Raw genomic sequence first — 23,320 nt, forward strand, 5'->3', positions numbered from 1 at the left:
CGGCTTTTTTTATTTGGGTTCTTATGAAAAACGGTTCGTGGTTATAGCCCTGATGGGAGTGGCATCTTTTTGTTCCGATTCTATCGGAGCAAAAAATACAGCGGACAGCAGGAGCAGAACGTGTTCTGAAAAGCTTTAGTTCTTGCTCCCAAAAAAAATAAAGGAATAAAAAAAGACGACTCTTTCGAATCGTCTTTTCAGTATAAAGATTTGTTTGCTTATGACAATTTAGCCAAAATCGTGTTGAAAGTTGTACTAGGACGCATAGCCGCCGCAGTAGCGCTTTCAGAAGGTTGGTAGTAACCGTTGATGTTTTGGGCTTTTCCTTGTGCACCGATTAATTCCGCATCGATTTTTGCTTCGTTTGAAGTTAATTCTGCAGCGATTGGAGCAAATTTAGCCTGTAGTTCCGCATCTTTGGTTTGGTTGGCCAAAGCCTGAGCCCAATATAAAGCCAGATAGAAGTGTGAGCCTCTGTTGTCGATTTCACCAACTTTACGCGCCGGAGATTTATCAGTAGCTAAGAATTTTGCATTGGCTTCATCTAAAGTATCGGCCAAGACCTGAGCTTTAGTATTGTTTTGCGTTTGTGCCAAATGCTCTAAAGAAGCTTGAAGCGCCAGGAACTCACCAAGGGAATCCCAACGTAAATACCCTTCTTCCGTAAATTGCTCAACGTGTTTTGGAGCAGAACCACCCGCGCCGGTTTCGAACAATCCACCGCCGTTCATAAGCGGAACAATTGATAACATTTTTGCGGAAGTTCCTAACTCTAAAATCGGGAATAAGTCGGTTAAGTAGTCACGCAATACGTTTCCGGAAACCGAGATGGTGTCTTTTCCTTCGCGGATTCTTCTTAAGGTTTCGGTCATCGCATCTTTTACATCCATGATACGGATGTCAAGACCTGTGGTGTCGAAATCTTTTAAATATTTTTCTACTTTTTTGATGATTTCTCTATCGTGTGCTCTGTCTTTGTCTAACCAGAAAATAGCTGGAGTGTCAGACAAACGTGCTCTGTTTACGGCTAATTTTACCCAGTCTTGGATTGGAGCGTCTTTGGTTTGACACATTCTGAAGATGTCACCGGCTTCTACAGCCTGAGACAATAAAACGTTTCCGTTTTCGTCCTCTACATTCACCATTCCGGCAGCTGTCATTTGGAAAGTCTTATCGTGTGATCCGTACTCTTCCGCTTTTTGTGCCATCAAACCTACATTCGGTACAGAACCCATTGTTTTTGGATCTAATGCGCCGTTTTTTCTCATATCGTCGATAACCGCCTGGTAGAAACCTGCGTACGAACGATCCGGGATAATACAGATAGTGTCTTCTTCTTTTCCTTCTTTGTTCCACATTTTACCGCCGCTACGAGCCAAAGCTGCCATTGAAGCATCTACGATAATGTCGGATGGAACGTGGAAGTTGGTAATACCTTTGTCCGAGTTTACCATTGCTACGCGAGGTCCGTTTGCTAAAGCGCTGTCGATTGCCGCTTTCACTTCTGTCTCCTGTGCGTTTCCGGCTAATTTCTCGAATAAATCCTGTAAACCGTTATTAGCATTGATATCTAATGATTTGAATAAATCTGCATATTTTGTGAAAACATCTTTGAAGAAAGTCTCAACAATCGCCCCGAAAATAATAGGGTCGGAAACTTTCATCATCGTAGCTTTTAAGTGTGCTGATAATAAAACATTTTTCTCTTTCGCTTCCGAAATGGCAGTAGCTACAAAAGAACGTAATGCATTTAGGTTCATTACTGAACTGTCGATTACTTCACCGGCTTTTAATCCTGAAAAATCTTTTAAAACTTTTGTTGAACCATCGTTTCCGGCGAAAACAATTCTGAATTTGCCTTCTTTTTCAACTGTAGTAGAAGTTTCCGTTCCGTAGAAATCTCCAGCGGTCATGTGTGCTACATTCGTTTTGCTGTCTGATGCCCAAGTGCCCATTCTGTGTGGGTTTTCTTTGGCATAGTTTTTTACGGCTTTCGGAGCACGACGGTCTGAGTTTCCTTCACGTAATACCGGGTTTACCGCCGATCCTAATACTTTTGAATATTTAGCTTTGATGTTTTTCTCTTCGTCGTTTTGAGGTTCTTCCGGGAAGTTCGGAACCGCAAATCCGTGCGCTTGTAATTCTGCAATGGCTTCTTTTAACTGGATAACCGATGCAGAGATATTTGGTAATTTGATGATGTTTGCTTCAGGAGTAGTCGCCAATTGACCAAGTTCTGTTAAAGCATCACCAATTCTTTGTTCTTCTTTTAAAAATTCAGGAAAGTTTGCCAAGATACGGCCTGCTAAAGAGATGTCTCTTAATTCGATATCGATGTCGGCAGGAGCTGTGAAAGCCTGTACAATTGGTAAAAATGAATGTGTGGCCAACATAGGAGCCTCATCAGTCAGAGTGTAATGGATTTTTGATTTTTGTGCCATTTGGATGAATTTTAAATGCTATAGCTGTGTTTTTAAAAGGATTTGTTGAAAGATGCTTAAAAAAAGCGTAGCAAATATAAGAAAATCAGTCTGAAATTTTGAGTGGAAATTGCTTCGAATTGAACGAATTATGAGATTGACATTTTGGGAGTTTTAATTTGTCAAAATGATAATTTAGAGGTGGATTTTTTGCATAAAAAAAGCCCCGAGGTTATCGGAGCTGATTTTATAAACTTCAGAAAGTGAATTATCTTCTTCTTTCTTTGATTTTTGCTTTTTTACCGGTAAGTTCTCTGAAGTAGAAGATACGAGCTCTACGAACTTTACCTCTTTGGTTCACTTCAACTTTTTGTAAAGCTGGCATGTTTACTGGGAAGATACGCTCTACACCAACAGCACCAGACATTTTACGGATTGTGAAAGTTTCAGTTACACCAGCACCTCTTCTTTGGATAACTACTCCTTTGAAGAACTGAGTTCTTGTTTTTTCACCCTCTTTAATTTCGTAGTAAACTGTGATAGTATCACCAGCTGCGAAATCAGGGAAATCTTTCTTAGTTACGAATTCGTCTTGAACAAATTTTAATAAACTTGACATGATCTTTTAAATTAAATGTTTGAATCAGAACAACATACACGGTTATCGTCAGAGGTTGGGCCGAATGTGGCTGCAAATTTACTAATTATTTTGAATTATAAATTATAAATTTTGAATTTTTAGTCGATTTGTCCTTCATTTAAAATTTAAAATTCAGCATTTAGAATAAAATTCATTCCTCCAGTAAATCCGGTCTTCTGTTTTTAGTGTGTTCAAAAGCCATATTTTCCCGCCATTTTTCAATCTCAGGTGTGTTACCGCTTAATAAGATCTCGGGAACTTTCCAGCCTTTGTATTCTGCCGGGCGTGTATAAATGGGCGGAGATAGTAAGTTATCCTGAAAACTGTCTGTTAAGGCTGATGTTTCGTTACTTAAAACACCCGGAATCAATCGGATGATCGCATCGCATAAAACGGCTGCACCCAATTCGCCACCGGAAAGTACATAATCGCCAATCGAAATTTCTTTTGTAATAAACTGATCACGAACTCTTTGGTCAACACCTTTGTAATGTCCGCAAAGAATGATGATGTTTTTTAAAAGCGACATGGAATTAGCCATCTGTTGGTTCAAAGTTGCGCCATCCGGAGTCATGTAAATCACTTCGTCGTAGTTGCGTTCACTTTTCAGTTTTGAAATGCAGGCGTCAATCGGTTCGATGCTCATGACCATTCCGGCACCGCCACCAAACTGGTAGTCGTCCACGTTTTTGTGTTTGTTGGTGCTGTAATCGCGAAGGTTGTGCATGTGAACTTCCACCAAACCTTTGGCAATTGCTCTCTTCAGGATGGAAGCTTCAAACGGACTTCGGATTAAATCCGGTAAAACGGTAATAATATCAATGCGCATGTTTTAGAGTTGCTGAGTTACAAAGTTGCAAAGATACAAAGTTGTAAAGGTTTTGAGAAGTGAAAAGAGAATAGAGTCAAGAAGCAAGAAGCAAGAGATACGATTAAAAACATCTTGACTCTTGTCTCTATTAGTCTTAAAAAATTATACTCCAAACTGTCTCAAATGATGATCCAGGTGTTTCCACTGTATGTTGTTCCATTCTTCATTGGTCATCGGGCCAAAGAACGGGTGTTTGTGGGTTTTGATTACCTGAGGGCCTTCTCTGAATTTTTTGACTTTTTCGATTAATTCCGCTTTTGTAGTTTCAAAATCGTAAGTGCCTGTACGGATAAAAGCGGGTGCTGTAGGACTTTCTTTTTTGAATTGTTTTGCGCCTAAAACTTTTTTTCTGATGATGGTTCTTCCGAAAAAGGCCATAACGGGATTCATTTTTAAATGAAGGTTTCCGAAGACCACATCGAGTGGTGCAATGCAATGTGACATCATTTGATCAACAGTCATTTTTCCCCATTGGGATAATGAGGTAGGCTGTAATTTATTGATTCGGTCAATAATGTTTTGGTTGCCTTCCGGTGTAAATAAGCTTTCCATTGTATTGTTTATTTTTTAATTGCGGTTAACGAATAGACCATTGGGATTTTATTTTCCAGATGTTGTATTCGGTATTTATTAGGTTCAAATTCTTCGGTGTTGTTGAAACAGCTGTAGGGCGAATAATCAAATTCCTCAAAGGAAGTGATTTCCAGTTTGTTCTTGATTAAGGCCGAAAAAACTTCCGATAGCGGATGGTTCCAGCTGACGGTTTTGTTTTCTATCTGTGCTGTTTTATCGGCATAAGTTCCTTCTTCCGTTTCTAAAATGGTTGTCACGTTGAAATAATTGTATTCAATTTCTTTAAAATCATAGTCGAACATCCAAACCACGGGATGGAATTCTGCAAAGACAAATTTCCCCTCAGGTTTTAGAAAGTGATTTATGACTTTTGCCCATTTGTCCAGATCCGGAAGCCAGCCAATGGTTCCGTAACTGGTGAAAACAATGTCAAATTTTTCGTTTAAATGATTCGGTAAATCGTAAACATCTGAACACACGAATTTCGCATCGGCATTTAATTGAGCAGCCAATTCGGTTGCTTTCTCTATTGCCATATCTGATAAATCTACGCCTGTTGTACTTGCGCCTAATCTGGCCAAAGAAATGGTGTCCTGACCGAAATGGCATTGCAGGTGTAAAATTGTCTTTCCAGAAACGTCGCCTAAAATCGCAAGTTCAATATTGTTTAAGGTTGATTTTCCGTTGAGGAAGCTCTCCATGTCGTAAAAATCAGAGTCCACATGTACAGTGGTTTTCTGGTTCCAGGTAGCTTTATTGATGTCTAGATAATCTTTAGGGATTTCCATGTTTTTTTTTTTTTTTCTTTAAAGATACAATTCCATTTGAATATCGGCACGATGGTAATCGGTTTCGTCTAACGGGGTTTCCTTAAAACCGTATTTTCGGTACAGATTCAGGGCTACATCTAATTTAGTACTTGAAACAAGCATCAGTGTTTTGTACTGGTTTTTCCTGGCAAAGTCGATGCAGGCTTCCACTAACAGGTTGCCGAGTTTCTGACCCTGAAATTTTTTGTCTACCGCCAATTTGGCCATTTCGATTACCGAGTCGCTCACTTTTTGCATGGCGACCGTTCCGGCTACTTCATCGGCTACCATACAGAAGAAAATCTCGCCTCCGGGCTTTATAACGATTTCTTCTATGTTTTCAAAAACGTCTTTATCGTGTTGTTCGACAAAAAAATATTCTTCCAGCCAGGCGGTGTTTAAGGCGATGAAATTTTGTTTGTATTGCGGTTGATAGGTTATTATTCTCGGTTCCATATGTTTTTGCTTCCTAACAAAGATACTTCTATTGCACAATTTGTGTCAAGTCTTAAGATAATTTTCAAGAAGATTTAGGATTTAATTAAGAAGGCTCTCCAGTAATTTTGTACCATGAATTTATCCAGAACCGACGTAGGCTTCATGGCCGCCTGTACAGGCCTCATTGTAGCTAACTTATATTATTGTCAGCCTTTAATCGTTTTAATTGCAAAAGAGTTTTCCGTGCCGGAAGGTGTGGCGGGTACGGTTACGTATCTCACGCAGGCTGGTTATGCGGTCGGGATGTTTTTCATGGTTCCTTTAGGTGATAAACTTGAAAGGAAGAAGCAAATCTTGGTCACCACTTTGGCGGCTGTTTTGGCACTGTTTCTGGCGGCAACGGCTACTAATTTTGTCATGCTGCAGCTTGCGAGTTTTTTAATCGGAGCCTCTTCGATAGTACCGCAGTTGATTTTACCCTTGTCGGCTGCGATGGCTTCTCCCGAACAAAGAGGGAAAGTGATCGGAACGATTATGAGCGGTCTTTTGTTGGGGATTTTATTGTCCAGAACCATAAGCGGTTTTGTAGGTGAATGGTTAGGATGGCGCGGAATGTTCTGGATAGCAGGTGGTTTGTGTTTGCTGATCGCAATAGTCATACAACGAAAATTCCCCATCAATAAACCGGAATTCAAAGGGACTTACGGGCAGTTGCTTTCGTCATTATTTACTTTGATTAAAGAACAGCCGATGTTAAGGGAAGCAACATTAATCAACGCGCTTAGTTTTGCACAGTTCGGCGCTTTCTGGACTACGATGGTGTTGTTGTTATCCGGCGAACCGTTTAATTTCAACAGTGCTACTATCGGGTTGTTTGGCATTGTTGGTGCTTCCGGAGCTTTGGCGGCACCGTTGGTCGGTAAAATGGGCGATAAAGGAAATCCGCGAAAAGCAATAGGTTACGGGATTTTTCTTTTACTCCTGAGCTTTGTGGTGTTTTATTTTTCCTCGGAAAGCGTAGTTGGAATCCTTATCGGTATTGTTTTTATTGATGTCGGGCTGCAATCGGTTCATGTTTCCAATCAAACCAGGGTGTATGCGTTATTACCGGAAGCCAGAAACCGGATGAATACGGTATATATGTCGTTTAGTTTCCTGGGAACGGCTTTAGGTTCGGCCTTTGGTTTGTGGTTGTGGGAATTAGGAAGTTGGGAAGCTTTTTCAATTGGCGGTGCTTTACTTTCCGTAACTTCTTTAGTGGTTTATCTGCTTACTTATAAGAAGAAGCAAGTGGAAACCGCGAAAGAAATATATTCATAAAATAGACTTATATTTGCAGTACAAAATTTAAATCATTAAAAAATGCAAGACGGAATTTACGCAAAATTCAATACTTCAAAAGGAGTGATTTTGGTGAAATTAACTCATGATAAAACCCCTGGAACAGTTGGGAACTTTGTTGGTTTAGCTGAAGGGAAACTTGAAAACGATGTAAAACCACAAGGAAAGCCTTACTACGACGGATTGAAATTCCACAGAGTAATTCCTGATTTCATGATTCAGGGAGGCTGTCCTCTTGGAAGTGGCGTTGGTGGTCCGGGTTATCAGTTTGACGATGAGTTTCACCCGGAATTAAGACACAGCGGGCCTGGAGTTTTATCTATGGCTAACGCAGGTCCCGGAACTAATGGTTCTCAGTTCTTCATTACCCACATAGCGACTGACTGGTTAGATGGAAAACACACTGTTTTTGGTAATGTGGTTGAAGGTCAGGATGTAGTGGATGCCATTGCACAAGGCGATACTATCGATTCATTGGAAATCGTTAGAGTAGGTGCTGAGGCTGAAAAATGGAACGCTGTTGAGGCTTTCAGAACTTTTGAAGGTTCAAGAGAAAAAAGATTGGCAGAGCAAAAACGTTTAGCCGAAGAAGCTTTAGAAAAATTAGCAGCCGGTTTCCAGAAAACGGAAAGTGGTTTGCGTTACCAAATCATTCAAAAAGGAAATGGTAAACAAGCGGAAAAAGGTAAAACGGTTTCCGTTCACTACCAAGGGGCTTTGGACAACGGAATGGTTTTCGATTCTTCTTATAAAAGAAAACAACCAATTGAATTTCCGTTAGGAAAAGGTCATGTTATCGAAGGTTGGGACGAAGGAATCGCATTATTGCAAGTGGGTGATAAGGCACGTTTTGTAATCCCGTCATACCTTGCTTACGGTTCACGTGGTGCAGGAGGTGTGATCCCGCCGGATGCTACTTTGGTTTTCGACGTAGAACTTATGGATGTGAAATAATCCAAAATAATCTTAAAATTTTAAAGCTCTCTTTTTTGGAGAGCTTTTTTTATTAGATTTACGACCTAAAACCATTAAACTATGAAAGTAAAAGTACTAGGATTGGCTATAGCTTCAGTGTTGATTTATTCTTGCGCATCAAAGCAAGTTGTTGAAACCACTAAGAAAGAAGAGCCTGTAAAACAAGAGGCCGTAAAACAAGAAGTTGTGGTGCAGCAGGAAATAGCAAAAGAAGAAATCAAAGCTGCGGTCATGCTAACGGAAAATCAGCTTCACGGAAAAACGGTGTACGAAAACAACTGTGCGAAATGCCACAAATTGTTCGAACCGACAAGTCATTCCGCAACCGAATGGAAACCTGTTTTGGAACGCATGCAGAAAAAAGCAAAAATCTCCGATGAAGATACGGCCAGCGTTTATAACTATCTGACGGCTCAAATGTAAGTCGTTATATTTTTAAAGAATTCAATCCCAGAGACTTTAGTTTTTGGGATTTCTTTTTTTATGTGAAGTGCTTTTGTATTTTTGAAACCAAATTTTTTTCAGATGCGATTTTTATTTTTTATGCTGATGCTTGCCGGCTCTGTTAAGGCTCAAATCAATACGATGCATTGCGGCTATGATTTTACGTCTTATCTTGTTCTTGATGTTCATGAAGACGGTAAAAAGGAAAATATAAAAGGTCTTAAGATTACGGTTGTGGACAGTTTAGGGAATGATCTAATCAATGTTAATAATGTTTACAGCTGGAAAGAAAGCAATAAACCGCTTTTGTTCAGTCTTAATTATCAGATAGATGATTCCGGAAACCGTATGGCTGCTGCTGATCCGAAAGCCCGATGGTTTTTTCCGTATGCGAAAGACAATTACTTACTTTCAATAGCCAATACTTTTCCCGCCGATGATTTTCGTCTGAAAGTGGAAGACCCGGCTAAAAAATACAAAACACAATTTGTACAGCTTTTTGCTTTTAATATGTATGTTTTATGTGCTTCCCAAAGTGAAAAAGCCGTGCAGTTCGGTAAAAAACAGAATCGCCCGATTGATATTGTTTTGGAGAAAAGATAAGTTTTTTAAAAAAATAGAGAATAGAAAATGTCTTTAATCTATGCTCTATATTCTCTCATCTTATAAATTCACTTCCATTTAATATTACACCCAATACTTGGTTTTTGATTTTGATCAATGATCCGGTTGTAAATCACGCTGTCTATGGCATTTCGTAAATCACTTCCGCTTACGGGAATGCCGTTGCCCGGGCGGCTGTCGTCTAATTGCCCTCGGTAAACTAATTTATCGGAAAGATCGAACAGGTAAAAATCCGGAGTGCAGGCGGCATCATAGGCTTTGGCTATTTCCTGGGTTTCATCATATAAGTAAGGGAATTCGAAACGATGCTGTAAGGCAAAATCCTGCATAAGTTCCGGTGAATCCTGCGGATAGTTCACAACATCATTGCTGGAAATAGCAATAAATCCTAAGCCTTGTACCCGGTAATCGTTGGCAATGCGTACAATTTCTTCTACCACATGGTGCACAAAAGGGCAATGGTTGCAGATAAACATTACCAAAGTGCCTTTCTTTCCTTTTAAATCTTTGAAAGAATAGGAGTAGGCGGAATTTGTGTCTTTAAGATGAAATTCCGGTGCAATGGTGCCTAACGGGAGCATGTTGGAAGGTGTTCTGGCCATGAGAAAACAATTTGTACTAAATTACTACAAAAATCAATTAGCTGAAATTCTTTTTTTAAATTCGTGGTAAACAATCTTGAGACTATGAAAACCCTTCAACAGTGGTTTGACGACTATGCGGAAAGTCATCAGAACAGTACTAATAAAACCATTCACTACATTTGTGTCCCGGCGATTTATTTTTCCATAATCGGTTTGTTTATGGTGATCCCGAATGGTGTTTTGCAACGCTTTTCTCCGTTCCATGATCCGTTAATTGACAATTGGGCTGTGGTGGCGGTACTTTTTGTCTTGTTTTTCTATTCCAGGTTGTCGCTTTTGATGGCGATAAAAATGGCTATTTTTTCAATGCTTTGCATTACCGTGAATTATGTGATCGGGGTCCAGTTTTCGTTGTGGAAAGTTTCGGTACTTATTTTTGTACTGGCTTGGATCGGTCAGTTTTACGGGCATAAAATAGAAGGGAAGAAGCCTTCTTTTCTTAAGGATATTCAGTTTTTGTTAATCGGCCCGGCTTGGGTCATTGAAAATATTTTTACAGTAAAACCAGCTAAAAATGATTAATTGGGAAGATTTTGAAAAAGTGGAAATGCGCGTAGGAACTATTGTTGAAGTTAATGATTTTCCCGAAGCACGAAAACCGGCGTATCAGTTAACCATTGATTTTGGTTCCGAATTGGGTATTCGTAAATCATCGGCACAAATCACACAACGCTATGTAAAAGAGGAACTGTTGAGCAGGCAGATTGTTGCCGTGGTCAATTTTCCCAAAAAACAGATTGGGAAGTTTATGAGCGAATGTCTTATTTTAGGTTCTGTGGGAGCAGACAATGATATTGTGCTTTTGGCTCCGGATTTCACTGTGGAAAACGGCCTGCGAATCGGTTAAGCGCTCAGGCCTGCCGGAAATCGGTCACCAACCAATTGCAGCAGAATGCCGTGCTCCAGACAGGCTTTCATACCTGCTAATACCAGTGTAAAACCTTCTGTGGAGTCGCGCACCTGTGATAGGATTTTATCGGTGTCGCCTTTAAAACCGGAATTGGTAATGCTTACAAATGTACCTTCCGCTATGGATTTGAATTGCCATTCGATTTCTGAAACGTCCTCATAATTTCCCCATTCCACAACTATTTTCTGATTGATGTCAATTTGTTTCACGCGCACTGAAACGGTATGGTTGTACATTTCCCAGGTCCAGTCGATGGTTTTTCCTTCTTCCAGTCGGCCGCTGCTTTTGGTAAACCATATTTTAGAAGTTATTTCAGGATTTACGAAGGCTTCGAATACTTCGGTAACTGGCTTGCGGATCAGCATTTCAGCTTTTGCAAAATTTTGAGACATAGCGTTTGGATTTTGATTAAAGGTATAAAAAAAGTCCAAAATAACTTTGGACTTTTTGTTTGGTATGTCGGGATATTAAATATCGTCGAAATCAATATCAGTATAGCTTCCGCCGGCTTTAACTTCTTCCAGTTTTTCAGTATAGAATTCTTTTTTGAAGTCTTTCTGATGTCTTTCCGAAATTACTTCTTCCCCTTTTTGGTTAAGAACGTAATCGGTCATTTCAGTAAGGATTTCCTGGAATGCGGCAAAATCCTCTTTATATAAGTAAATTTTGTGTTTTTTGAAGTGGAAGGATCCGTCTTCTTCTGTGAATTTTTTACTTTCTGTAATAGTGATGTAGTAATCGTCAGCTTTGGTAGCTCTCACATCGAAGAAGTATGTTCTTCGTCCTGCTCTTAAAACTTTAGAAAAGATTTCTTCCTTCTCTAACATTTCATTTTCTCTCATAGTCCTTCTGTCTAGTTAATTGTGTTTAGATGAAACCAAAAATCTAAAAAAAAACTGTAAAAACCAATACTTTATTGTAATTCTTTTTCGGAAAGTTGTTTGTAATATAACTCTTTGTAATAACCTTCCTGATTTACAAGCTGATAGTGAGAACCTTGCTGGATTATTTTTCCGTCTTCAAGAATAATGATCTGATCGGCGTTTTTGGCTGACGAAACCCTGTGGCTTACAATGATCGTGGTTTTATCTTTACAAAACTCTGAAAGATTGTTCAGGATAGCTTCTTCGGTTTCAGTGTCAACCGCTGATAAACAGTCGTCTAACAATAGGATGGGTGCGTTTTTGATCATGGCTCTGGCAATGGAAACCCTTTGTTTTTGCCCGCCTGAAAGCGTAATACCGCGTTCTCCTAAAATAGTGTCATACTGATTGGTGAATTTTATAATGTTGTCATGGACCACTGCTGCTTTTGAAGCCTGGATTACTTCTTCATCCGAGGCATCTTCCTTGCCGAATTTGATGTTGTTTTTAATTGAATCCGAAAACAGGAAAGCATCCTGCGGAACAAAACCGATATGATCGCGCACGTCAAATAAGTTGAGGTTTTTGATATCGGTAGTGTCAATCTTTACGGCTCCGTTTTCTACATCATACAAACGACTGATCAGGGAAAGAACCGTAGATTTTCCGGAACCTGTTTTTCCTAAAATTGCCAGTGTTTCGCCTTTGTTGACTGTGAAAGAGATGTTTTTAAGTGCTTGAATGTTAGTGTCTTGGTAAACGAAGGAAACATTGTCAAAAGTAATATTGCCTTCAATTGCTGTTTTAGCGTCAACATTGTTTTGGATGTCCGGCACGACTTTCAGGAATTCGTTGATGCGTTTCTGAGAGGCTTCCGCTTCCTGAACCATGGAGGAAACCCAGCCTAAAGAAGCTACTGGCCAAGTTAACATGTTGATGTATAGGATGAACTCGGCAATTACCCCAATATCCGGAATAGAGCCGTTGATGTACATCATACCGCCCACATAAATCACAACCAGGTTGCTCAAACCGATCAGTAAAATCATGAAAGGGCCAAATAACGACTGAACCCTTGCAAGGTCGAGATTTTTGGTTTTACTCTCATTGGACAAATCCGTGAAGTCGTTTTGTTTCTGATCTTCTAATGCATAGGCCTTGATTACGCGGATGCCGGAAAACATTTCCTGGGTGAAAGTTGAAAGTTTGGACAGGTTTTGTTGATAGGCGGTGCTTCGTTTGTTGATCTCGGTACTGATTTTAAAAATACTGTAGGCTAAAATCGGTAACGGCAATAAGGAATATAGTGCCAGTTCTTTTGAAACCGTAAACATCTGAACGGTCACTACAGCAAAAATGATGATGGTGTTTATGGAATACATTACTGCCGGACCTACATACTGTCTAACTTTTCCAACGTCTTCGCTGATGCGGTTCATCAGGTCTCCCGTACGGTTCTGTTTGTAGAAATTCTGGGAAAGGCGTTCGTATTGCTGGAAAACTTCGTTCTTTAAATCAAATTCGATGTGACGCGACATTACAATTAAGGTCTGTCGCATTAAAAAGGTAAGGAATCCGGCAATTAATGTTGTCACTAAAATGAGTAAAATGTTCTCCAGTAGTTCTTTTTTTACTAATTCCGGCGTTAATTTATTGTGTTCTAAAATCTTAATGGATTCTCCGATTAGTTTAGGAGTATATAATTTAAAGAATTGGGCTACAGTTGTAATTAATACACCGAGCAAAAACTGATATTTATATTTGATGAAATATTTGTTTAAATATTGAAGTTCTTTCATTGTATTTTGATTATGATGATGATATTATGTTTTTTTGAGTTAAAAAAATGTTTTTTATTTTGAAAAACGTAAAAATTATTCTGAAAACAAATATTAAAAATAAATTAATTTTCGGCGTTTATGCTGAAATATTCTGAATAAAATTGTAATTTTGCATCCTGTTTTTGAATATAATTCATCCTATTAAAAACATTTTATAACATGATAACAGAAGTTACAAACGCTAATGAGCTTCACAAAATCGACCCTGTTTTCGGTCAGGTTTCATTTGATAATCATGAGCAAATCGTATTTTGTCACGACAAAGATACTGGTTTAAAAGCAATTATTGGTGTTCATAACACAGTTTTAGGACCTGCTTTGGGAGGTACCAGAATGTGGAAATATACCAATGAATGGGAGGCTTTAAATGATGTATTGCGTTTGTCTCGCGGAATGACATTCAAGTCTGCGATTTCAGGTTTAAACCTAGGTGGAGGAAAAGCGGTAATCATCGGTGATTCCAAAGCGGATAAAACTCCGGAACTGATTGCAAAATTCGGTCAGTTCGTAAATTCACTTAGCGGAAAATATATTACGGCGGAAGATGTAGGTACTACTACCGCTGATATGGATTTAATCAAAAAGCATACAGATTACGTAACCGGTATTTCAGAAACTATCGGTGGTTCAGGTAACCCTTCTCCGGTAACCGCTTATGGTGTTTACATGGGTATGAAAGCTGCTGCGAAATATCAGTTCGGATCGGACAATTTAGAAGGTAAAAAAATCTTGGTTCAGGGTATTGGTCACGTAGGTGAAACTTTGGTGGAATTGATTACTAAAGAAGGTGCTTTGGTTCAGATTGCCGATATCAATGAAGCCCGTTTACAGGAAGTTGGTGCCAAATACGGTGCTAAAGTTTTCTCAGGCGGTGATTTATACGGAGTGGATGTGGATATCTATGCGCCTTGTGCCTTAGGAGCTACCATCAACGACGATACAATTGAAAAAATCAAAGCAAAAGTTATTGCCGGAGCTGCAAACAATCAGTTGGCTGTTGAGCAGGTTCACGGTGCAAGATTACAGGAAAGAGGTATTTTATATGCTCCGGATTTCTTAATCAATGCAGGTGGTATCATCAATGTTTACGGTGAAATCGCAGGTTATGGTAAAGACGAGGCAATGCGCAGAACACAAAATATCTACAACACTACACTGGATATTTTCAATTATGCCAAAGAAAACAACATCACCACACACCAGGCGGCTATGAGAATGGCGCAGGAGCGTATCGATGCCAGAAAAAAAGAAAACGGCGGAAAGTAATTTCCACTGTCAATAATATTTCATAATTTTGCGGAGCGGAAGAGAACCTTTCGCTCCGTTAATTTTTAAAGTTCTTACCAAGATGTTAAACAGAAGACATATCCGTGTGAAAGTGATGCAATCCATTTATGCCATGCATCAGAACAATTCCGATAATCTTGACAAGGAAGAAAAATTCCTGTTCCAAAGTATCGAAAACATTCAGGATTTATATCTTATCATGATTTCCGCGCTTGTGGAAATCCGAAAAGCAGAAGATGACTTCATCGACAAATCCAGTAAAAAACATCTTGCCACTAAAGAAGAACGCAATCCCAACCAGAAGTTTGTCAACAACCAGATTTTACAGCTTTTAGAAGAGAACAATTCGTTGAGTATTGCTTTGGAAGACCGTAAAATAAACAACTGGAAAAACAACGACGATTATATTTTGTTGCTTTTGGAAGAAATCAAGAATAGTGAATTGTACCAGAAATACATGAGCACTGCTAAAAACGATTTCGAGGAAGACCGACAATTTGTAGTGGATTTATTCACAGAAGTAATTGCTCCGAATGAAAAGCTTTACGAGTATCTGGAAGATCACAAACTTACGTGGGTAGACGATATTCCATTGGTAAATACCATGATCGCCAAGCAGTTAAAACAGATCAAATCAGCAGATGATAATTCTTTCTTTGTGCCGAAATTGTACAAAGATTCAGATGATAAGGAATTCGTAAGAAACCTATATCGTAAAACGGTTTTAAATGATGCTGAGCTTACAAAAGAATTCATCGACAAAACTCCAAACTGGGATGCAGACCGTATCGCTGAAATTGATGCCATTATTTTGAAAATGGCTATCTGTGAATTCCTGAAATTCCCGTCCATTCCGGTAAAAGTTACAATTAACGAATATTTAGAATTGGCAAAAGAATATTCTACTCCAAAAAGTAGTATTTTTATCAACGGAATTTTAGATAACCTTGTCAAAGAATACCAAAAAGAAAATAAATTAGTCAAAACCGGAAGAGGTTTAATGTAATTAACTTTTTAAAAAAAACTATGATCAGAAAAACTTTCGGAATGTTGGCCATCGCTGCTTTAGTGTTGTCAACTTCTTGTAAAAAAGAAAATCCTTCAGAGAAAATCAATCCTGAAAATGTAGCCCAAACGGAACAGGAAGCTTCAGCATCAGGGAAATTGCCAAAAATTAGTTTTAATGAGACGGAACACGATTTCGGAACCATTAAAGAAGGCGATAAAGTTGAAACGGTTTTCAAAATCACTAACGAAGGGGAAGCAGATTTAATCATCATGAATGCACAGGGAAGCTGCGGTTGTACTGTGCCGGAGTGGCCAAAAGAGCCGATTAAACCTGGAACTTCTGCTGATATGAAAGTGACTTTTAATTCTTCAGGGAAACCGGGGCAACAACAAAAAACCGTTACCTTGACAACCAACACGAGTGAAGGTTCTGAACAGGTAACAATTAAAGCGAATGTAACACCTAAAGCTGGAGGATCTGCTCCTGCAGCACACTAATAAATAAGATATGGGACAAATAGGTCAGTTTTTACCGTTGTTGTTGATGTTTGTAGTGGTTTATTTTTTAATGATCCGCCCACAACAACAAAGAGCTAAAAAAGAAAAAGAATTTGAAGCGGCGCTAAAAGTAGGCGACAAGATTATTACGAAGTCCGGGATTCACGGAAAAATTGCAGAATTGTATGATGATGCTGTAATTGTGGAAACTATGGCCGGTAAAATTAAAATGGAGCGTTCTGCAATCTCTTTAGAGTTGAGCCAAAAACTTAATCAGGCAAAATAATTAGCGTCTGTGAAATATATCAAAAGCCCCAATTTGGGGCTTTTTTTATAGCTAAACCAGTTCTAGTTCTTTGGTGTCAGGATCCGGGAAGAAAACTTCAGCCTTTACGAGCCAGGAAAAGGCGAATGCCCATAGAGCCAGTATTTCAAAAAGGATAAAATAAGGACTTTCCTCTACCCATTTATTTATCAGCGGAACATTATAAAGTAGTAACATCACGATTGAAAATACAATTGTCCATCCGCAAAATCTGTAAATCTTATTGCGTATTACTTTCATTTCTGTGACCAAGCCTCTGGTTTTAGTGAATTTCTTCAAAGAAAAATAGGCCAATGTGGAAAAAAACAAGCCTGCAGAAATGTAATGCACCCAACTGGTTGAAGTTATTTCGTCTTTAGTTGCGGAAGTAGGGAAAAAGGCTACTCCTAGAGCGAAAATACATGCCAGGTTTCCTGTTTGGTTATCACTGAGTAAACCGTTATTCTTTTTGTCATACCCTTTATAGGTGAACAGGAATAAGGCAACGGCACAAAGCATTCCGACAAAAACATCACCCATTTTAGTGTGGTAATAATGACTTATGGAATGTTCGAGATGAAAAGCTTCTTTAGCGATACAATTTCCGGTGATAAGTATTATTGGTAGAATGAAGCCGATCAGTCCGACAATCAGGCGTAATTGCCTGTAGGAAATCAGTTCCGGTTGTGTTTTGAAAGCGTCCATAGTCGGAAAATAAGTATTATTCAAATATAAGTAAATATTTACAAAAAATGAATTTTATAAAAGAAAAATCCCGAGTTTTCGGGACTTTATTGGTTAACGGTATTTGTCGTTTAAGCCTTTTCCTTCAAGGATCATCGGCTTGATTTTATCGATGCGGGAAATTTTGGTTTTTTCCTGTTTGGCGGTTTCTATGTATTCCAGAAACTCTCTTTGTTTGTAGGGCGTGAAAGCGTCAAAGGCTTTTTTGAGTTTGCTGTCTGTTTTGAATTCGGCATTCAGCAAATCTGAAACGATTTCTTCTTTCTTTTCTGGTTTGATGATTAATCCCGCTTTTTCATTGGCAATTGCTTCCTTGATATAATGTAAAATGAATTTTTCGTTTTTCAGAATGTCTTCTTTGGATTCAAAACGCCATTGGCGCAGTCCTCGCGTAACGCCTTCGTTAGCATTGACCAAAACGTTTTTCTCGTCTTTCAGAAATACACCGTTGAAAAACCAGATGCCTACATACGACTTAAATCCTCCAATGCCCACCACATTTTTTTTGTTGACGGTATACACGGGGCCGCCCCATTTGGTCATTTCCTCCAGTTCGGTTTTGTCGATAATCGATTTCAGAATACCTAATTCTTCTTCCCATTGATTGGTTTTGTTCCACGGGTTTTTTTCTTCTTTCATAGGATTATGATTTGGAAACTAATGTAAAAAGAAAACCGCAGATTTTAAAATTGAAATCTGCGGTTATGATGCTGATGCACTGTTGTAATCTGCTTACTTTTTATACTTGTCTGCAGTTAGTTCGGCGATTCTGATAATTACGTCAATCGCTTTCTGCATGCTTTCTACAGGAACATATTCGTATTTTCCGTGGAAATTGTGACCGCCGGCAAAAATGTTAGGGCAAGGTAATCCCATGAACGATAAACGGGAACCGTCCGTACCGCCTCGGATTGGGCGAATAATCGGTTTGATGCCTAAATCTTTCATAGCCTGTTCCGCTAAATCCACGATGTGTTTTACCGGTTCCACTTTTTCGCGCATGTTGTAGTATTGATCTTTGATTTCAATGTCCACAATATCTCCGCCGAATTGCTTCGCATATTTTTTGTTGACTTTGTCTGCGATTTTTTGAGCAAGTTTTTTACGTTTTTCGAACTTCTTGCGGTCGTGGTCACGGATGATTAACTGTACATTGGTTTCCTCAATACTTCCGTCTAAATGAACCACGTGGAAGAAACCTTCGTAGCCTTTAGTTCTTTCCGGCACTTCGTCTTTGGGTAATTTTGAAATGTATTTGGTGGCTAAAAGCATTGAATTGATCATTTTTCCCTTAGCATAACCCGGATGAACGCTTTTTCCTTTAAATTTCAGTTTAACACCGGCTGCGTTGAAGTTTTCGTATTCCAATTCGCCAATCTGGCTACCATCCATAGTATACGCCCATTCGCACCCGAATTTTTCTACGTCGAAAAAGTCTGCCCCGCGTCCAATTTCCTCATCAGGTGTAAAACCAACTTTCAGGGTTCCGTGCTTGATTTGCGGATTCTTGATCAGGTATTCCATAGCCGTAACGATTTCGGTCACACCGGCTTTGTCATCGGCGCCTAATAAAGTGGTTCCGTCGGTGGTAATCAAAGTTTGTCCTTTATATAGAAGCAAATCTTCAAAATAAGAAGGTGATAAAACAATGTTTTGTTCTTTATTCAGAACGATATCTTTACCATCGTAATTTTTAACAATCTGTGGTTTTACATTGGCTCCGGTAAAATCAGGTGTTGTATCGAAGTGCGCCACGAAACCAATCGTCGGAACATCGTAATCAAGATTGCTTGGCAAAGTCGCCTGAATGTAGGATTTGTCGTCGATGGTTACATCCTGAAGCCCGATCGCTTTTAATTCTTCTACTAATTTATTGGCTAAATCCCATTGTTTAGCTGTACTTGGTGTTGTAGTTGAGTTTGGATCAGATTCCGTGTCAACAGTTACATAGCTGATGAAACGGTCTATAATGTGTTGCATAATATTTGTTTTAAAGGAAAGCAAATATACGGTTTATTTGAATTTCGAAGGGACAAAATCCAGCCACTTATATTCTTTTGAAATATAATTTTTAAGGAATAAATGTTTTTAATTACCCAACCTGTTTAAGGATTTCCCTTTCGGAATGTCTCACAAAAGGTTTGAAACGCTCGTACCAATCTTTCCATTCAGCGGCGTTCATTTCGCGGGCTAAATCGGTTTCAAAATCGGCTAAGGTTTTGTACGGAAATTCAAAAATAAGACGGTAACCTTCTCCTGTGAAATCGGTCAACAAACGACCACCATCGGGAGGATTCATAAAACCTTTGCTTTTTGCTTCATCCACCAGTGCTTTGGCTTCTTTATATCGGCCAAACTGCAAATAAAAAATTTCTCTGACGATGTACATAACAGAATGTATTTAGTTGAACATAAACGAATTACAAAGTTACTCATAAATTGGCTTCGTAATCTTTTACCTTCAGAATAAATTCCGGTTGTTTAGTCTTCAACATATTCCAGAATGTCACCGGGCTGACAGTTTAATGCCTTACAGATAGCTTCCAGCGTACTGAACCGAATGGCTTTTGCTTTCCCGGTTTTTAAGATGGAAAGATTGGATAACGTTAAATCTACTTTTTCTGAAAGTTCATTCAAAGAGATTTTCCGTTTCGCCATCATTACGTCTAAGTTTACTACTATCGGCATACTTTATATGGTTAGTTCGTGTTCGGATTGCAGTTCGATACCTTTCTTGAAGATTTGGGCAATTATAAATAATGTAACGCTCATAAACAGCCATACATCGGCCCCGGCTAATTGTAAATGTTGTATGTCCGGCATTTTTACACCTTGAGTGCTCAGCCATCCGGCATAGTTCACGCCCCAATAAGAGAATATACCAATTCCCAGCGTCAGATACGAAACATTAAAAATAAAACGTCCGGTTTCCTTATTGAAAGGTTGTGATAAATTCAGTTTTTTATCGTGTAAAATTTTCACAATCAGATAAAAGATGATGGCTTTCATGATGGCTGTAATCGTCATAAAGGTGGTCACGACGCAAAATTGGCCTTTATCATAGTCGTAAAGATTTGAGAAATCCGCGCCCTCCCAATAATTATGGGCAGCAATAGGATTGATATAAAGTGCAAAGAACGTATTGAAGATAAAACCGCCGGCTTCAATACAAAGCCCAATGAAGATTATCCAGGAGAGAATGTACAGTAATTTTAATATCTGCTCTGTACTGATTTTAATTTCCATGATTACAAAGTTTAAAATTGATTGAGCAAATATAAATAAAAATTTATTGATAAACGATAAATAAATATTAATAAATAAAAAAAAACGGAGTTAGATTTACATTCCCTGCAAAACCAGTTTTTTAATCAGTACGATTTGGGCCAAATGGTAATAGCTGTGCTCAATCATGCCGTCTATGTTTCTCTGGTAGTTGCCGTATTTTGCCTCAACGAAATCCTGGTGTAGTTTTTCTTCCGGCATTTGTTCAATCAGGGTTGCAAATGCTTCGGCGTCTTTCCAGAAGCGATTCAGGAAATTTTGCCATTGTTCCTCAGATTGGACAGGAGGGAAGTCATAACTGTATTTGTCCCGAATGTCCAGCGTTCCGCCTTTGAAAACATTGTTGATACCGTCGATGTAGTAATGAATATGCTGTGCTAAAACGGCAATGGTGTTCAAATTATCGACTTTTTTAACTGCGATTTCACAGCTCAGGCCGGTTAACTGATCTTGATAATTGGTGTTAGCTATCCAGGTGCCGTTGAGGATGACTTCCCGAAATCGGTTTGCCAGTGCAGAGGTGTTTTTCATATTCGGTTTAATAAAGTTGAAACTATTCTTAGGATTTGAAAATCACTTAAGGATGTTGATTTTGGACAACATCGTTATAGTAATGGAAGATTTTGAGGGTTCGCGTCACCACTATGTCTGCATAGGAACCGATTGCAATATTCGATTGAATGCTTCCGCCTCCGGAATATTCTTCTTTGGTCATGGTATCGATGAGATTCTTTTCGGCATCACGAAAGGAAATCCAGGCCCTTTGTGTGGTGATCAATACTTTCTGATCTTCCGGTTGAAGTTTTTTTATCAGCTTGTTGTAATATTTGTTCAGCAATTTATCATACGAATCGGTGGCTTCAAGTACAGATTCATTCATGCCCGAGGTTGAATAGTCCAGTTCAATACGTTTCGACATTAAACGTTCGATGCGCATGGTGTCTATGGTAAATTCAATCTGTACGGCATTCATCTCTTGAGCGGCGAGTTTTTTTCGCAAAGCCGGAACTTGTTTTTCGATGTCTGCTTTTAGTTTTGCTGCCAGTTGCGGTGTTATTTCTGTTGGACCGTCATTTTGTGCTGAAACCAAAGGGCTGATAAATAGAATGGATACTACTAATAATAGTTTTTTCATGGATTTTAGATTAATATTAAATGTTGTGGATTTACTTTTCAAGTTGCTTCAATAAAACGTTCAGTTCTGAATAAGGTGCCGAACCTTCCTTTTCCCAGTCTTTTTTGTGATGGATTCTTTTTTTTACGGCTTCAATGCTCTTAGGACGGTTACTTTGTAAAACATCATAGACTAAATTTCTTGTGGGAAAATCGGTTGGGTCATAATACATCCAGACATTTATCAAAAGTTCCAAATCTTCCGGATTGGTTACGGTTTTAAGCGATTTTAAACTGTTAGCCATAGCATCCAGATTGTCTTGCGATTCTGTTGATTCCTGGTTTTCAGTATAGCTGTTGAAGAGGTTTTTGATTATGTTTATTGGACTTTCAGCATTTTTTGTTGCTTGTTCAGGTCTTTCCGATGCTGTTTTGTCAATACTGTCAAGCTGATGTTGGAATTTTGTCCACCAGCCAATCCCGTATTTATGCTCCAGATGACCGATCATTTTTTTATTGTAATAGTCAGTGCCGTTCTGAATATCTGTTGAAACGTTGCATCCGTAATAATAAAGTTTAAAGCCGTAACGATTTGCCAGATTATGTTTTTGTGCAGCATTGAGAGGAAGTTCACCAAGTTCCACGATTTGAATTTTACCGTTATCGATGTCCTGTTGTGCTGTCCAGGAATTGAACGGTGTGAAAAAGCCAAAGACAAAGCGAAGACCGAGGTAAATTCCCGCGATAATCAGAATTGTCAAAAAGGTGTAGGTGGTTTTTCTTTTCATTTTTGAACTTTCGGTTTTGTGCTGTAATTTTAATCGGTTATCAAGTTCATAGGTTCCCGTTGTTATAAATATAGCTTATTAGTTTTATGTTCCGTATACACCTAACACCGCATTTTCGAAATTTTTGTGCTTTAGGTCTTTTTTTAAAATACCTATTTCCATAAAGCAGTCCGGATAGTTCAGGAGGTCTAAATCGGTTTGGAAAATTGAAAAATAGTCGTCTGCATTTTCTTTCCCGGTAGCTGCACTCCAATCGTACAAAGTGTTGTCGTTGATGTTTTGGCCAACAGGGAAATAGCCGCTTTTTCCAACACATTCTTCAATAATTTCGGAACCCAGATCCATCAGATTGTCAAAATCATCGTCTGTTACTTCGATGCCTTCAAATTTCGGGGAATCAGTCGGTAAAGCGGAATAGGTTTTAATGATTTTTAAGCGACTTTCTTCCGGATGGGCCAGTTTTTTATATTGCTGCGGAATTAAAGCATCGGTACTTTCAGAAAAGATAACTTTAAATTTTTGAGCAGTTGGTAATTCTTCCGAAAACAGGTTTTTCAGGTCAATGAAAATGTAAACAATTCCTTTTTGCGGTAAAACTTCAATATAGTTTTCCAATTCGGCAAGATTGATCTGCGTTATAAAATCCAATTTGCCATTTGTGTTCTCCGGCCATTTTACATCACCCGGTAAATCAGGATAACCGCCCCATTTAGTGGCTCCGGTTGTTACGGGAGTTTTTTTGTCCCAATCCAGTTCTACAGATTCGATTAAATTCTCAGTTAATAGCAAAGCGACTTCTTTTGAAAAACACTTAGTAATAAATTTGAGTATTTTCTCTTTCGGAGGTGTTTTTTTGAATATCATTTTTTTATAAATATTCTCTAATGAACTTTATTTTTT

30 protein-coding genes are annotated in these 23,320 nt (G+C 38.8%); 10 read left to right on the forward strand and 20 right to left on the reverse strand.

Going from position 1 to position 23,320, the window contains the following annotated elements; all coding sequences use genetic code 11:
- Positions 1 to 218: 218 nt before the first annotated feature.
- From ACWPKD_RS13745 to ACWPKD_RS13770, 6 genes are all read right to left on the reverse strand, one after another.
- On the reverse strand, positions 219 to 2,441 hold the full coding sequence (locus ACWPKD_RS13745) for an NADP-dependent isocitrate dehydrogenase (RefSeq protein WP_455413266.1): 2,223 nt from the start codon (positions 2,439 to 2,441) through the stop codon (positions 219 to 221).
- 247 nt (positions 2,442 to 2,688) lie between these two features.
- Complete coding sequence (gene rplS / locus ACWPKD_RS13750) at positions 2,689 to 3,039, reverse strand: 50S ribosomal protein L19 (RefSeq protein WP_455413267.1); 351 nt, start codon at positions 3,037 to 3,039, stop codon at positions 2,689 to 2,691.
- Positions 3,040 to 3,211: 172 nt separating this feature from the next.
- Positions 3,212 to 3,889: a tRNA (guanosine(37)-N1)-methyltransferase TrmD gene (gene trmD, locus ACWPKD_RS13755; RefSeq protein ID WP_455413268.1), complete on the reverse strand. Its 678-nt coding sequence runs from the start codon at positions 3,887 to 3,889 to the stop codon at positions 3,212 to 3,214.
- 144 nt (positions 3,890 to 4,033) lie between these two features.
- Entirely contained in the window at positions 4,034 to 4,483 is a 450-nt protein-coding gene (locus ACWPKD_RS13760) for a DUF1569 domain-containing protein (RefSeq protein WP_455413269.1), read from the reverse strand.
- A gap of 8 nt (positions 4,484 to 4,491) precedes the next feature.
- Complete coding sequence (locus ACWPKD_RS13765; protein ID WP_455413270.1) at positions 4,492 to 5,292, reverse strand: class I SAM-dependent methyltransferase; 801 nt, start codon at positions 5,290 to 5,292, stop codon at positions 4,492 to 4,494.
- Between the two features lie 18 nt (positions 5,293 to 5,310).
- Positions 5,311 to 5,769, reverse strand: a complete 459-nt coding sequence (locus tag ACWPKD_RS13770; protein ID WP_455413271.1) for a GNAT family N-acetyltransferase — start codon at positions 5,767 to 5,769, stop codon at positions 5,311 to 5,313.
- A 114-nt stretch (positions 5,770 to 5,883) separates the two neighbouring features.
- Between ACWPKD_RS13770 and ACWPKD_RS13775 the strand changes: the two genes are divergently transcribed.
- The 4 genes from ACWPKD_RS13775 (at position 5,884) to ACWPKD_RS13790 (ending at position 9,114) form a co-directional block, all read left to right on the forward strand.
- Positions 5,884 to 7,071: an MFS transporter gene (locus ACWPKD_RS13775; protein WP_455413272.1), complete on the forward strand. Its 1,188-nt coding sequence runs from the start codon at positions 5,884 to 5,886 to the stop codon at positions 7,069 to 7,071.
- Between the two features lie 42 nt (positions 7,072 to 7,113).
- Positions 7,114 to 8,046 carry a peptidylprolyl isomerase gene (locus tag ACWPKD_RS13780; RefSeq protein WP_455413273.1) on the forward strand — a complete coding sequence of 311 codons (933 nt, stop codon included), beginning with the start codon at positions 7,114 to 7,116 and terminating at the stop codon, positions 8,044 to 8,046.
- A gap of 81 nt (positions 8,047 to 8,127) precedes the next feature.
- Positions 8,128 to 8,490: a cytochrome c gene (locus ACWPKD_RS13785; protein WP_455413274.1), complete on the forward strand. Its 363-nt coding sequence runs from the start codon at positions 8,128 to 8,130 to the stop codon at positions 8,488 to 8,490.
- Positions 8,491 to 8,592: 102 nt separating this feature from the next.
- Positions 8,593 to 9,114, forward strand: coding sequence for a hypothetical protein (locus ACWPKD_RS13790; protein WP_455413275.1), 522 nt, complete (start codon positions 8,593 to 8,595; stop codon positions 9,112 to 9,114).
- Positions 9,115 to 9,182: 68 nt separating this feature from the next.
- Here ACWPKD_RS13790 and ACWPKD_RS13795 read toward each other — a convergent pair whose 3' ends face one another.
- Positions 9,183 to 9,737: a thioredoxin family protein gene (locus ACWPKD_RS13795; protein ID WP_455413276.1), complete on the reverse strand. Its 555-nt coding sequence runs from the start codon at positions 9,735 to 9,737 to the stop codon at positions 9,183 to 9,185.
- An 84-nt stretch (positions 9,738 to 9,821) separates the two neighbouring features.
- Between ACWPKD_RS13795 and ACWPKD_RS13800 the strand changes: the two genes are divergently transcribed.
- Together ACWPKD_RS13800 and ACWPKD_RS13805 are read left to right on the forward strand one after the other, a co-directional pair.
- Positions 9,822 to 10,301 (forward strand): Mpo1 family 2-hydroxy fatty acid dioxygenase, encoded by a 480-nt coding sequence (locus ACWPKD_RS13800; protein WP_455413277.1) that lies wholly within the window; start codon positions 9,822 to 9,824, stop codon positions 10,299 to 10,301.
- Positions 10,294 to 10,626, forward strand: a complete 333-nt coding sequence (locus ACWPKD_RS13805; RefSeq protein ID WP_455413278.1) for a tRNA-binding protein — start codon at positions 10,294 to 10,296, stop codon at positions 10,624 to 10,626. The genes ACWPKD_RS13800 and ACWPKD_RS13805 overlap by 8 nt, the downstream gene beginning before the upstream one ends.
- Here ACWPKD_RS13805 and ACWPKD_RS13810 read toward each other — a convergent pair.
- From ACWPKD_RS13810 to ACWPKD_RS13820, 3 genes are all read right to left on the reverse strand, one after another.
- On the reverse strand, positions 10,623 to 11,081 hold the full coding sequence (locus ACWPKD_RS13810) for an SRPBCC family protein (RefSeq protein WP_455413279.1): 459 nt from the start codon (positions 11,079 to 11,081) through the stop codon (positions 10,623 to 10,625). The two genes, ACWPKD_RS13805 and ACWPKD_RS13810, sit on opposite strands and share 4 nt — an antisense overlap.
- Before the next feature lie 75 nt (positions 11,082 to 11,156).
- Positions 11,157 to 11,531: a PUR family DNA/RNA-binding protein gene (locus ACWPKD_RS13815; RefSeq protein WP_455413280.1), complete on the reverse strand. Its 375-nt coding sequence runs from the start codon at positions 11,529 to 11,531 to the stop codon at positions 11,157 to 11,159.
- Positions 11,532 to 11,602: 71 nt separating this feature from the next.
- A complete protein-coding gene (locus ACWPKD_RS13820; RefSeq protein WP_455413281.1) occupies positions 11,603 to 13,351 on the reverse strand; it encodes an ABC transporter ATP-binding protein in 1,749 nt (582 codons plus the stop codon).
- Between the two features lie 201 nt (positions 13,352 to 13,552).
- Between ACWPKD_RS13820 and ACWPKD_RS13825 the strand changes: the two genes are divergently transcribed.
- The 4 genes from ACWPKD_RS13825 (at position 13,553) to yajC (ending at position 16,472) form a co-directional block, all read left to right on the forward strand.
- Positions 13,553 to 14,659 (forward strand): Glu/Leu/Phe/Val dehydrogenase dimerization domain-containing protein, encoded by a 1,107-nt coding sequence (locus ACWPKD_RS13825; RefSeq protein ID WP_455413282.1) that lies wholly within the window; start codon positions 13,553 to 13,555, stop codon positions 14,657 to 14,659.
- An 82-nt stretch (positions 14,660 to 14,741) separates the two neighbouring features.
- On the forward strand, positions 14,742 to 15,686 hold the full coding sequence (gene nusB, locus ACWPKD_RS13830; RefSeq protein WP_455413283.1) for a transcription antitermination factor NusB: 945 nt from the start codon (positions 14,742 to 14,744) through the stop codon (positions 15,684 to 15,686).
- Positions 15,687 to 15,706: 20 nt separating this feature from the next.
- Complete coding sequence (locus ACWPKD_RS13835; RefSeq protein ID WP_455413284.1) at positions 15,707 to 16,186, forward strand: DUF1573 domain-containing protein; 480 nt, start codon at positions 15,707 to 15,709, stop codon at positions 16,184 to 16,186.
- A 10-nt stretch (positions 16,187 to 16,196) separates the two neighbouring features.
- Complete coding sequence (gene yajC, locus ACWPKD_RS13840; RefSeq protein ID WP_455413285.1) at positions 16,197 to 16,472, forward strand: preprotein translocase subunit YajC; 276 nt, start codon at positions 16,197 to 16,199, stop codon at positions 16,470 to 16,472.
- Between the two features lie 51 nt (positions 16,473 to 16,523).
- Here yajC and ACWPKD_RS13845 read toward each other — a convergent pair whose 3' ends face one another.
- From ACWPKD_RS13845 to ACWPKD_RS13890, 10 genes are all read right to left on the reverse strand, one after another.
- Complete coding sequence (locus ACWPKD_RS13845; RefSeq protein ID WP_455413286.1) at positions 16,524 to 17,195, reverse strand: hypothetical protein; 672 nt, start codon at positions 17,193 to 17,195, stop codon at positions 16,524 to 16,526.
- 93 nt (positions 17,196 to 17,288) lie between these two features.
- Positions 17,289 to 17,873 carry a YdeI/OmpD-associated family protein gene (locus tag ACWPKD_RS13850; RefSeq protein WP_455413287.1) on the reverse strand — a complete coding sequence of 195 codons (585 nt, stop codon included), beginning with the start codon at positions 17,871 to 17,873 and terminating at the stop codon, positions 17,289 to 17,291.
- 93 nt (positions 17,874 to 17,966) lie between these two features.
- A complete protein-coding gene (gene pepT, locus ACWPKD_RS13855) occupies positions 17,967 to 19,214 on the reverse strand; it encodes a peptidase T (protein ID WP_455413288.1) in 1,248 nt (415 codons plus the stop codon).
- Positions 19,215 to 19,326: 112 nt separating this feature from the next.
- The gene (locus ACWPKD_RS13860) at positions 19,327 to 19,623 is read right to left on the reverse strand and encodes a hypothetical protein (RefSeq protein ID WP_455413289.1); all 297 of its coding nucleotides are present in this window, start codon (positions 19,621 to 19,623) and stop codon (positions 19,327 to 19,329) included.
- A 92-nt stretch (positions 19,624 to 19,715) separates the two neighbouring features.
- A complete protein-coding gene (locus ACWPKD_RS13865; protein ID WP_455413290.1) occupies positions 19,716 to 19,922 on the reverse strand; it encodes a helix-turn-helix domain-containing protein in 207 nt (68 codons plus the stop codon).
- A gap of 3 nt (positions 19,923 to 19,925) precedes the next feature.
- Positions 19,926 to 20,480 carry a DUF2975 domain-containing protein gene (locus ACWPKD_RS13870; protein WP_455413291.1) on the reverse strand — a complete coding sequence of 185 codons (555 nt, stop codon included), beginning with the start codon at positions 20,478 to 20,480 and terminating at the stop codon, positions 19,926 to 19,928.
- 96 nt (positions 20,481 to 20,576) lie between these two features.
- Entirely contained in the window at positions 20,577 to 21,050 is a 474-nt protein-coding gene (locus ACWPKD_RS13875; protein ID WP_455413292.1) for a DUF1572 domain-containing protein, read from the reverse strand.
- A gap of 46 nt (positions 21,051 to 21,096) precedes the next feature.
- Positions 21,097 to 21,654 (reverse strand): lysozyme inhibitor LprI family protein, encoded by a 558-nt coding sequence (locus ACWPKD_RS13880; RefSeq protein ID WP_455413293.1) that lies wholly within the window; start codon positions 21,652 to 21,654, stop codon positions 21,097 to 21,099.
- 31 nt (positions 21,655 to 21,685) lie between these two features.
- Positions 21,686 to 22,420, reverse strand: coding sequence for an FEKKY domain-containing protein (locus tag ACWPKD_RS13885; RefSeq protein ID WP_455413294.1), 735 nt, complete (start codon positions 22,418 to 22,420; stop codon positions 21,686 to 21,688).
- Between the two features lie 84 nt (positions 22,421 to 22,504).
- Positions 22,505 to 23,284, reverse strand: coding sequence for a DUF1963 domain-containing protein (locus tag ACWPKD_RS13890; RefSeq protein ID WP_455413295.1), 780 nt, complete (start codon positions 23,282 to 23,284; stop codon positions 22,505 to 22,507).
- Positions 23,285 to 23,320: the final 36 nt, after the last annotated feature.

The sequence above is a fragment of the Flavobacterium pedocola genome (genome assembly GCF_053764385.1).

What these genes read in the sequence shown, in the direction of transcription:
- ACWPKD_RS13870 (WP_455413291.1), bottom strand. Translation starts at nt 20,480, where the DNA reads ATGGAAATTAAAATCAGTACAGAGCAGATATTAAAATTACTGTACATT.
- ACWPKD_RS13875 (WP_455413292.1), bottom strand. Translation starts at nt 21,050, where the DNA reads ATGAAAAACACCTCTGCACTGGCAAACCGATTTCGGGAAGTCATCCTC.
- ACWPKD_RS13815 (WP_455413280.1), bottom strand. Translation starts at nt 11,531, where the DNA reads ATGAGAGAAAATGAAATGTTAGAGAAGGAAGAAATCTTTTCTAAAGTT.
- rplS (WP_455413267.1), bottom strand. Translation starts at nt 3,039, where the DNA reads ATGTCAAGTTTATTAAAATTTGTTCAAGACGAATTCGTAACTAAGAAA.
- ACWPKD_RS13850 (WP_455413287.1), bottom strand. Translation starts at nt 17,873, where the DNA reads ATGAAAGAAGAAAAAAACCCGTGGAACAAAACCAATCAATGGGAAGAA.
- ACWPKD_RS13745 (WP_455413266.1), bottom strand. Translation starts at nt 2,441, where the DNA reads ATGGCACAAAAATCAAAAATCCATTACACTCTGACTGATGAGGCTCCT.
- ACWPKD_RS13785 (WP_455413274.1), top strand. Translation starts at nt 8,128, where the DNA reads ATGAAAGTAAAAGTACTAGGATTGGCTATAGCTTCAGTGTTGATTTAT.
- nusB (WP_455413283.1), top strand. Translation starts at nt 14,742, where the DNA reads ATGTTAAACAGAAGACATATCCGTGTGAAAGTGATGCAATCCATTTAT.
- ACWPKD_RS13865 (WP_455413290.1), bottom strand. Translation starts at nt 19,922, where the DNA reads ATGCCGATAGTAGTAAACTTAGACGTAATGATGGCGAAACGGAAAATC.
- trmD (WP_455413268.1), bottom strand. Translation starts at nt 3,889, where the DNA reads ATGCGCATTGATATTATTACCGTTTTACCGGATTTAATCCGAAGTCCG.
- ACWPKD_RS13845 (WP_455413286.1), bottom strand. Translation starts at nt 17,195, where the DNA reads ATGGACGCTTTCAAAACACAACCGGAACTGATTTCCTACAGGCAATTA.
- ACWPKD_RS13880 (WP_455413293.1), bottom strand. Translation starts at nt 21,654, where the DNA reads ATGAAAAAACTATTATTAGTAGTATCCATTCTATTTATCAGCCCTTTG.
- ACWPKD_RS13770 (WP_455413271.1), bottom strand. Translation starts at nt 5,769, where the DNA reads ATGGAACCGAGAATAATAACCTATCAACCGCAATACAAACAAAATTTC.
- pepT (WP_455413288.1), bottom strand. Translation starts at nt 19,214, where the DNA reads ATGCAACACATTATAGACCGTTTCATCAGCTATGTAACTGTTGACACG.
- ACWPKD_RS13810 (WP_455413279.1), bottom strand. Translation starts at nt 11,081, where the DNA reads ATGTCTCAAAATTTTGCAAAAGCTGAAATGCTGATCCGCAAGCCAGTT.
- ACWPKD_RS13760 (WP_455413269.1), bottom strand. Translation starts at nt 4,483, where the DNA reads ATGGAAAGCTTATTTACACCGGAAGGCAACCAAAACATTATTGACCGA.
- ACWPKD_RS13790 (WP_455413275.1), top strand. Translation starts at nt 8,593, where the DNA reads ATGCGATTTTTATTTTTTATGCTGATGCTTGCCGGCTCTGTTAAGGCT.
- ACWPKD_RS13860 (WP_455413289.1), bottom strand. Translation starts at nt 19,623, where the DNA reads ATGTACATCGTCAGAGAAATTTTTTATTTGCAGTTTGGCCGATATAAA.
- ACWPKD_RS13820 (WP_455413281.1), bottom strand. Translation starts at nt 13,351, where the DNA reads ATGAAAGAACTTCAATATTTAAACAAATATTTCATCAAATATAAATAT.
- ACWPKD_RS13765 (WP_455413270.1), bottom strand. Translation starts at nt 5,292, where the DNA reads ATGGAAATCCCTAAAGATTATCTAGACATCAATAAAGCTACCTGGAAC.
- ACWPKD_RS13890 (WP_455413295.1), bottom strand. Translation starts at nt 23,284, where the DNA reads ATGATATTCAAAAAAACACCTCCGAAAGAGAAAATACTCAAATTTATT.
- ACWPKD_RS13795 (WP_455413276.1), bottom strand. Translation starts at nt 9,737, where the DNA reads ATGGCCAGAACACCTTCCAACATGCTCCCGTTAGGCACCATTGCACCG.
- ACWPKD_RS13780 (WP_455413273.1), top strand. Translation starts at nt 7,114, where the DNA reads ATGCAAGACGGAATTTACGCAAAATTCAATACTTCAAAAGGAGTGATT.
- ACWPKD_RS13885 (WP_455413294.1), bottom strand. Translation starts at nt 22,420, where the DNA reads ATGAAAAGAAAAACCACCTACACCTTTTTGACAATTCTGATTATCGCG.
- ACWPKD_RS13805 (WP_455413278.1), top strand. Translation starts at nt 10,294, where the DNA reads ATGATTAATTGGGAAGATTTTGAAAAAGTGGAAATGCGCGTAGGAACT.
- ACWPKD_RS13825 (WP_455413282.1), top strand. Translation starts at nt 13,553, where the DNA reads ATGATAACAGAAGTTACAAACGCTAATGAGCTTCACAAAATCGACCCT.
- yajC (WP_455413285.1), top strand. Translation starts at nt 16,197, where the DNA reads ATGGGACAAATAGGTCAGTTTTTACCGTTGTTGTTGATGTTTGTAGTG.
- ACWPKD_RS13800 (WP_455413277.1), top strand. Translation starts at nt 9,822, where the DNA reads ATGAAAACCCTTCAACAGTGGTTTGACGACTATGCGGAAAGTCATCAG.
- ACWPKD_RS13835 (WP_455413284.1), top strand. Translation starts at nt 15,707, where the DNA reads ATGATCAGAAAAACTTTCGGAATGTTGGCCATCGCTGCTTTAGTGTTG.
- ACWPKD_RS13775 (WP_455413272.1), top strand. Translation starts at nt 5,884, where the DNA reads ATGAATTTATCCAGAACCGACGTAGGCTTCATGGCCGCCTGTACAGGC.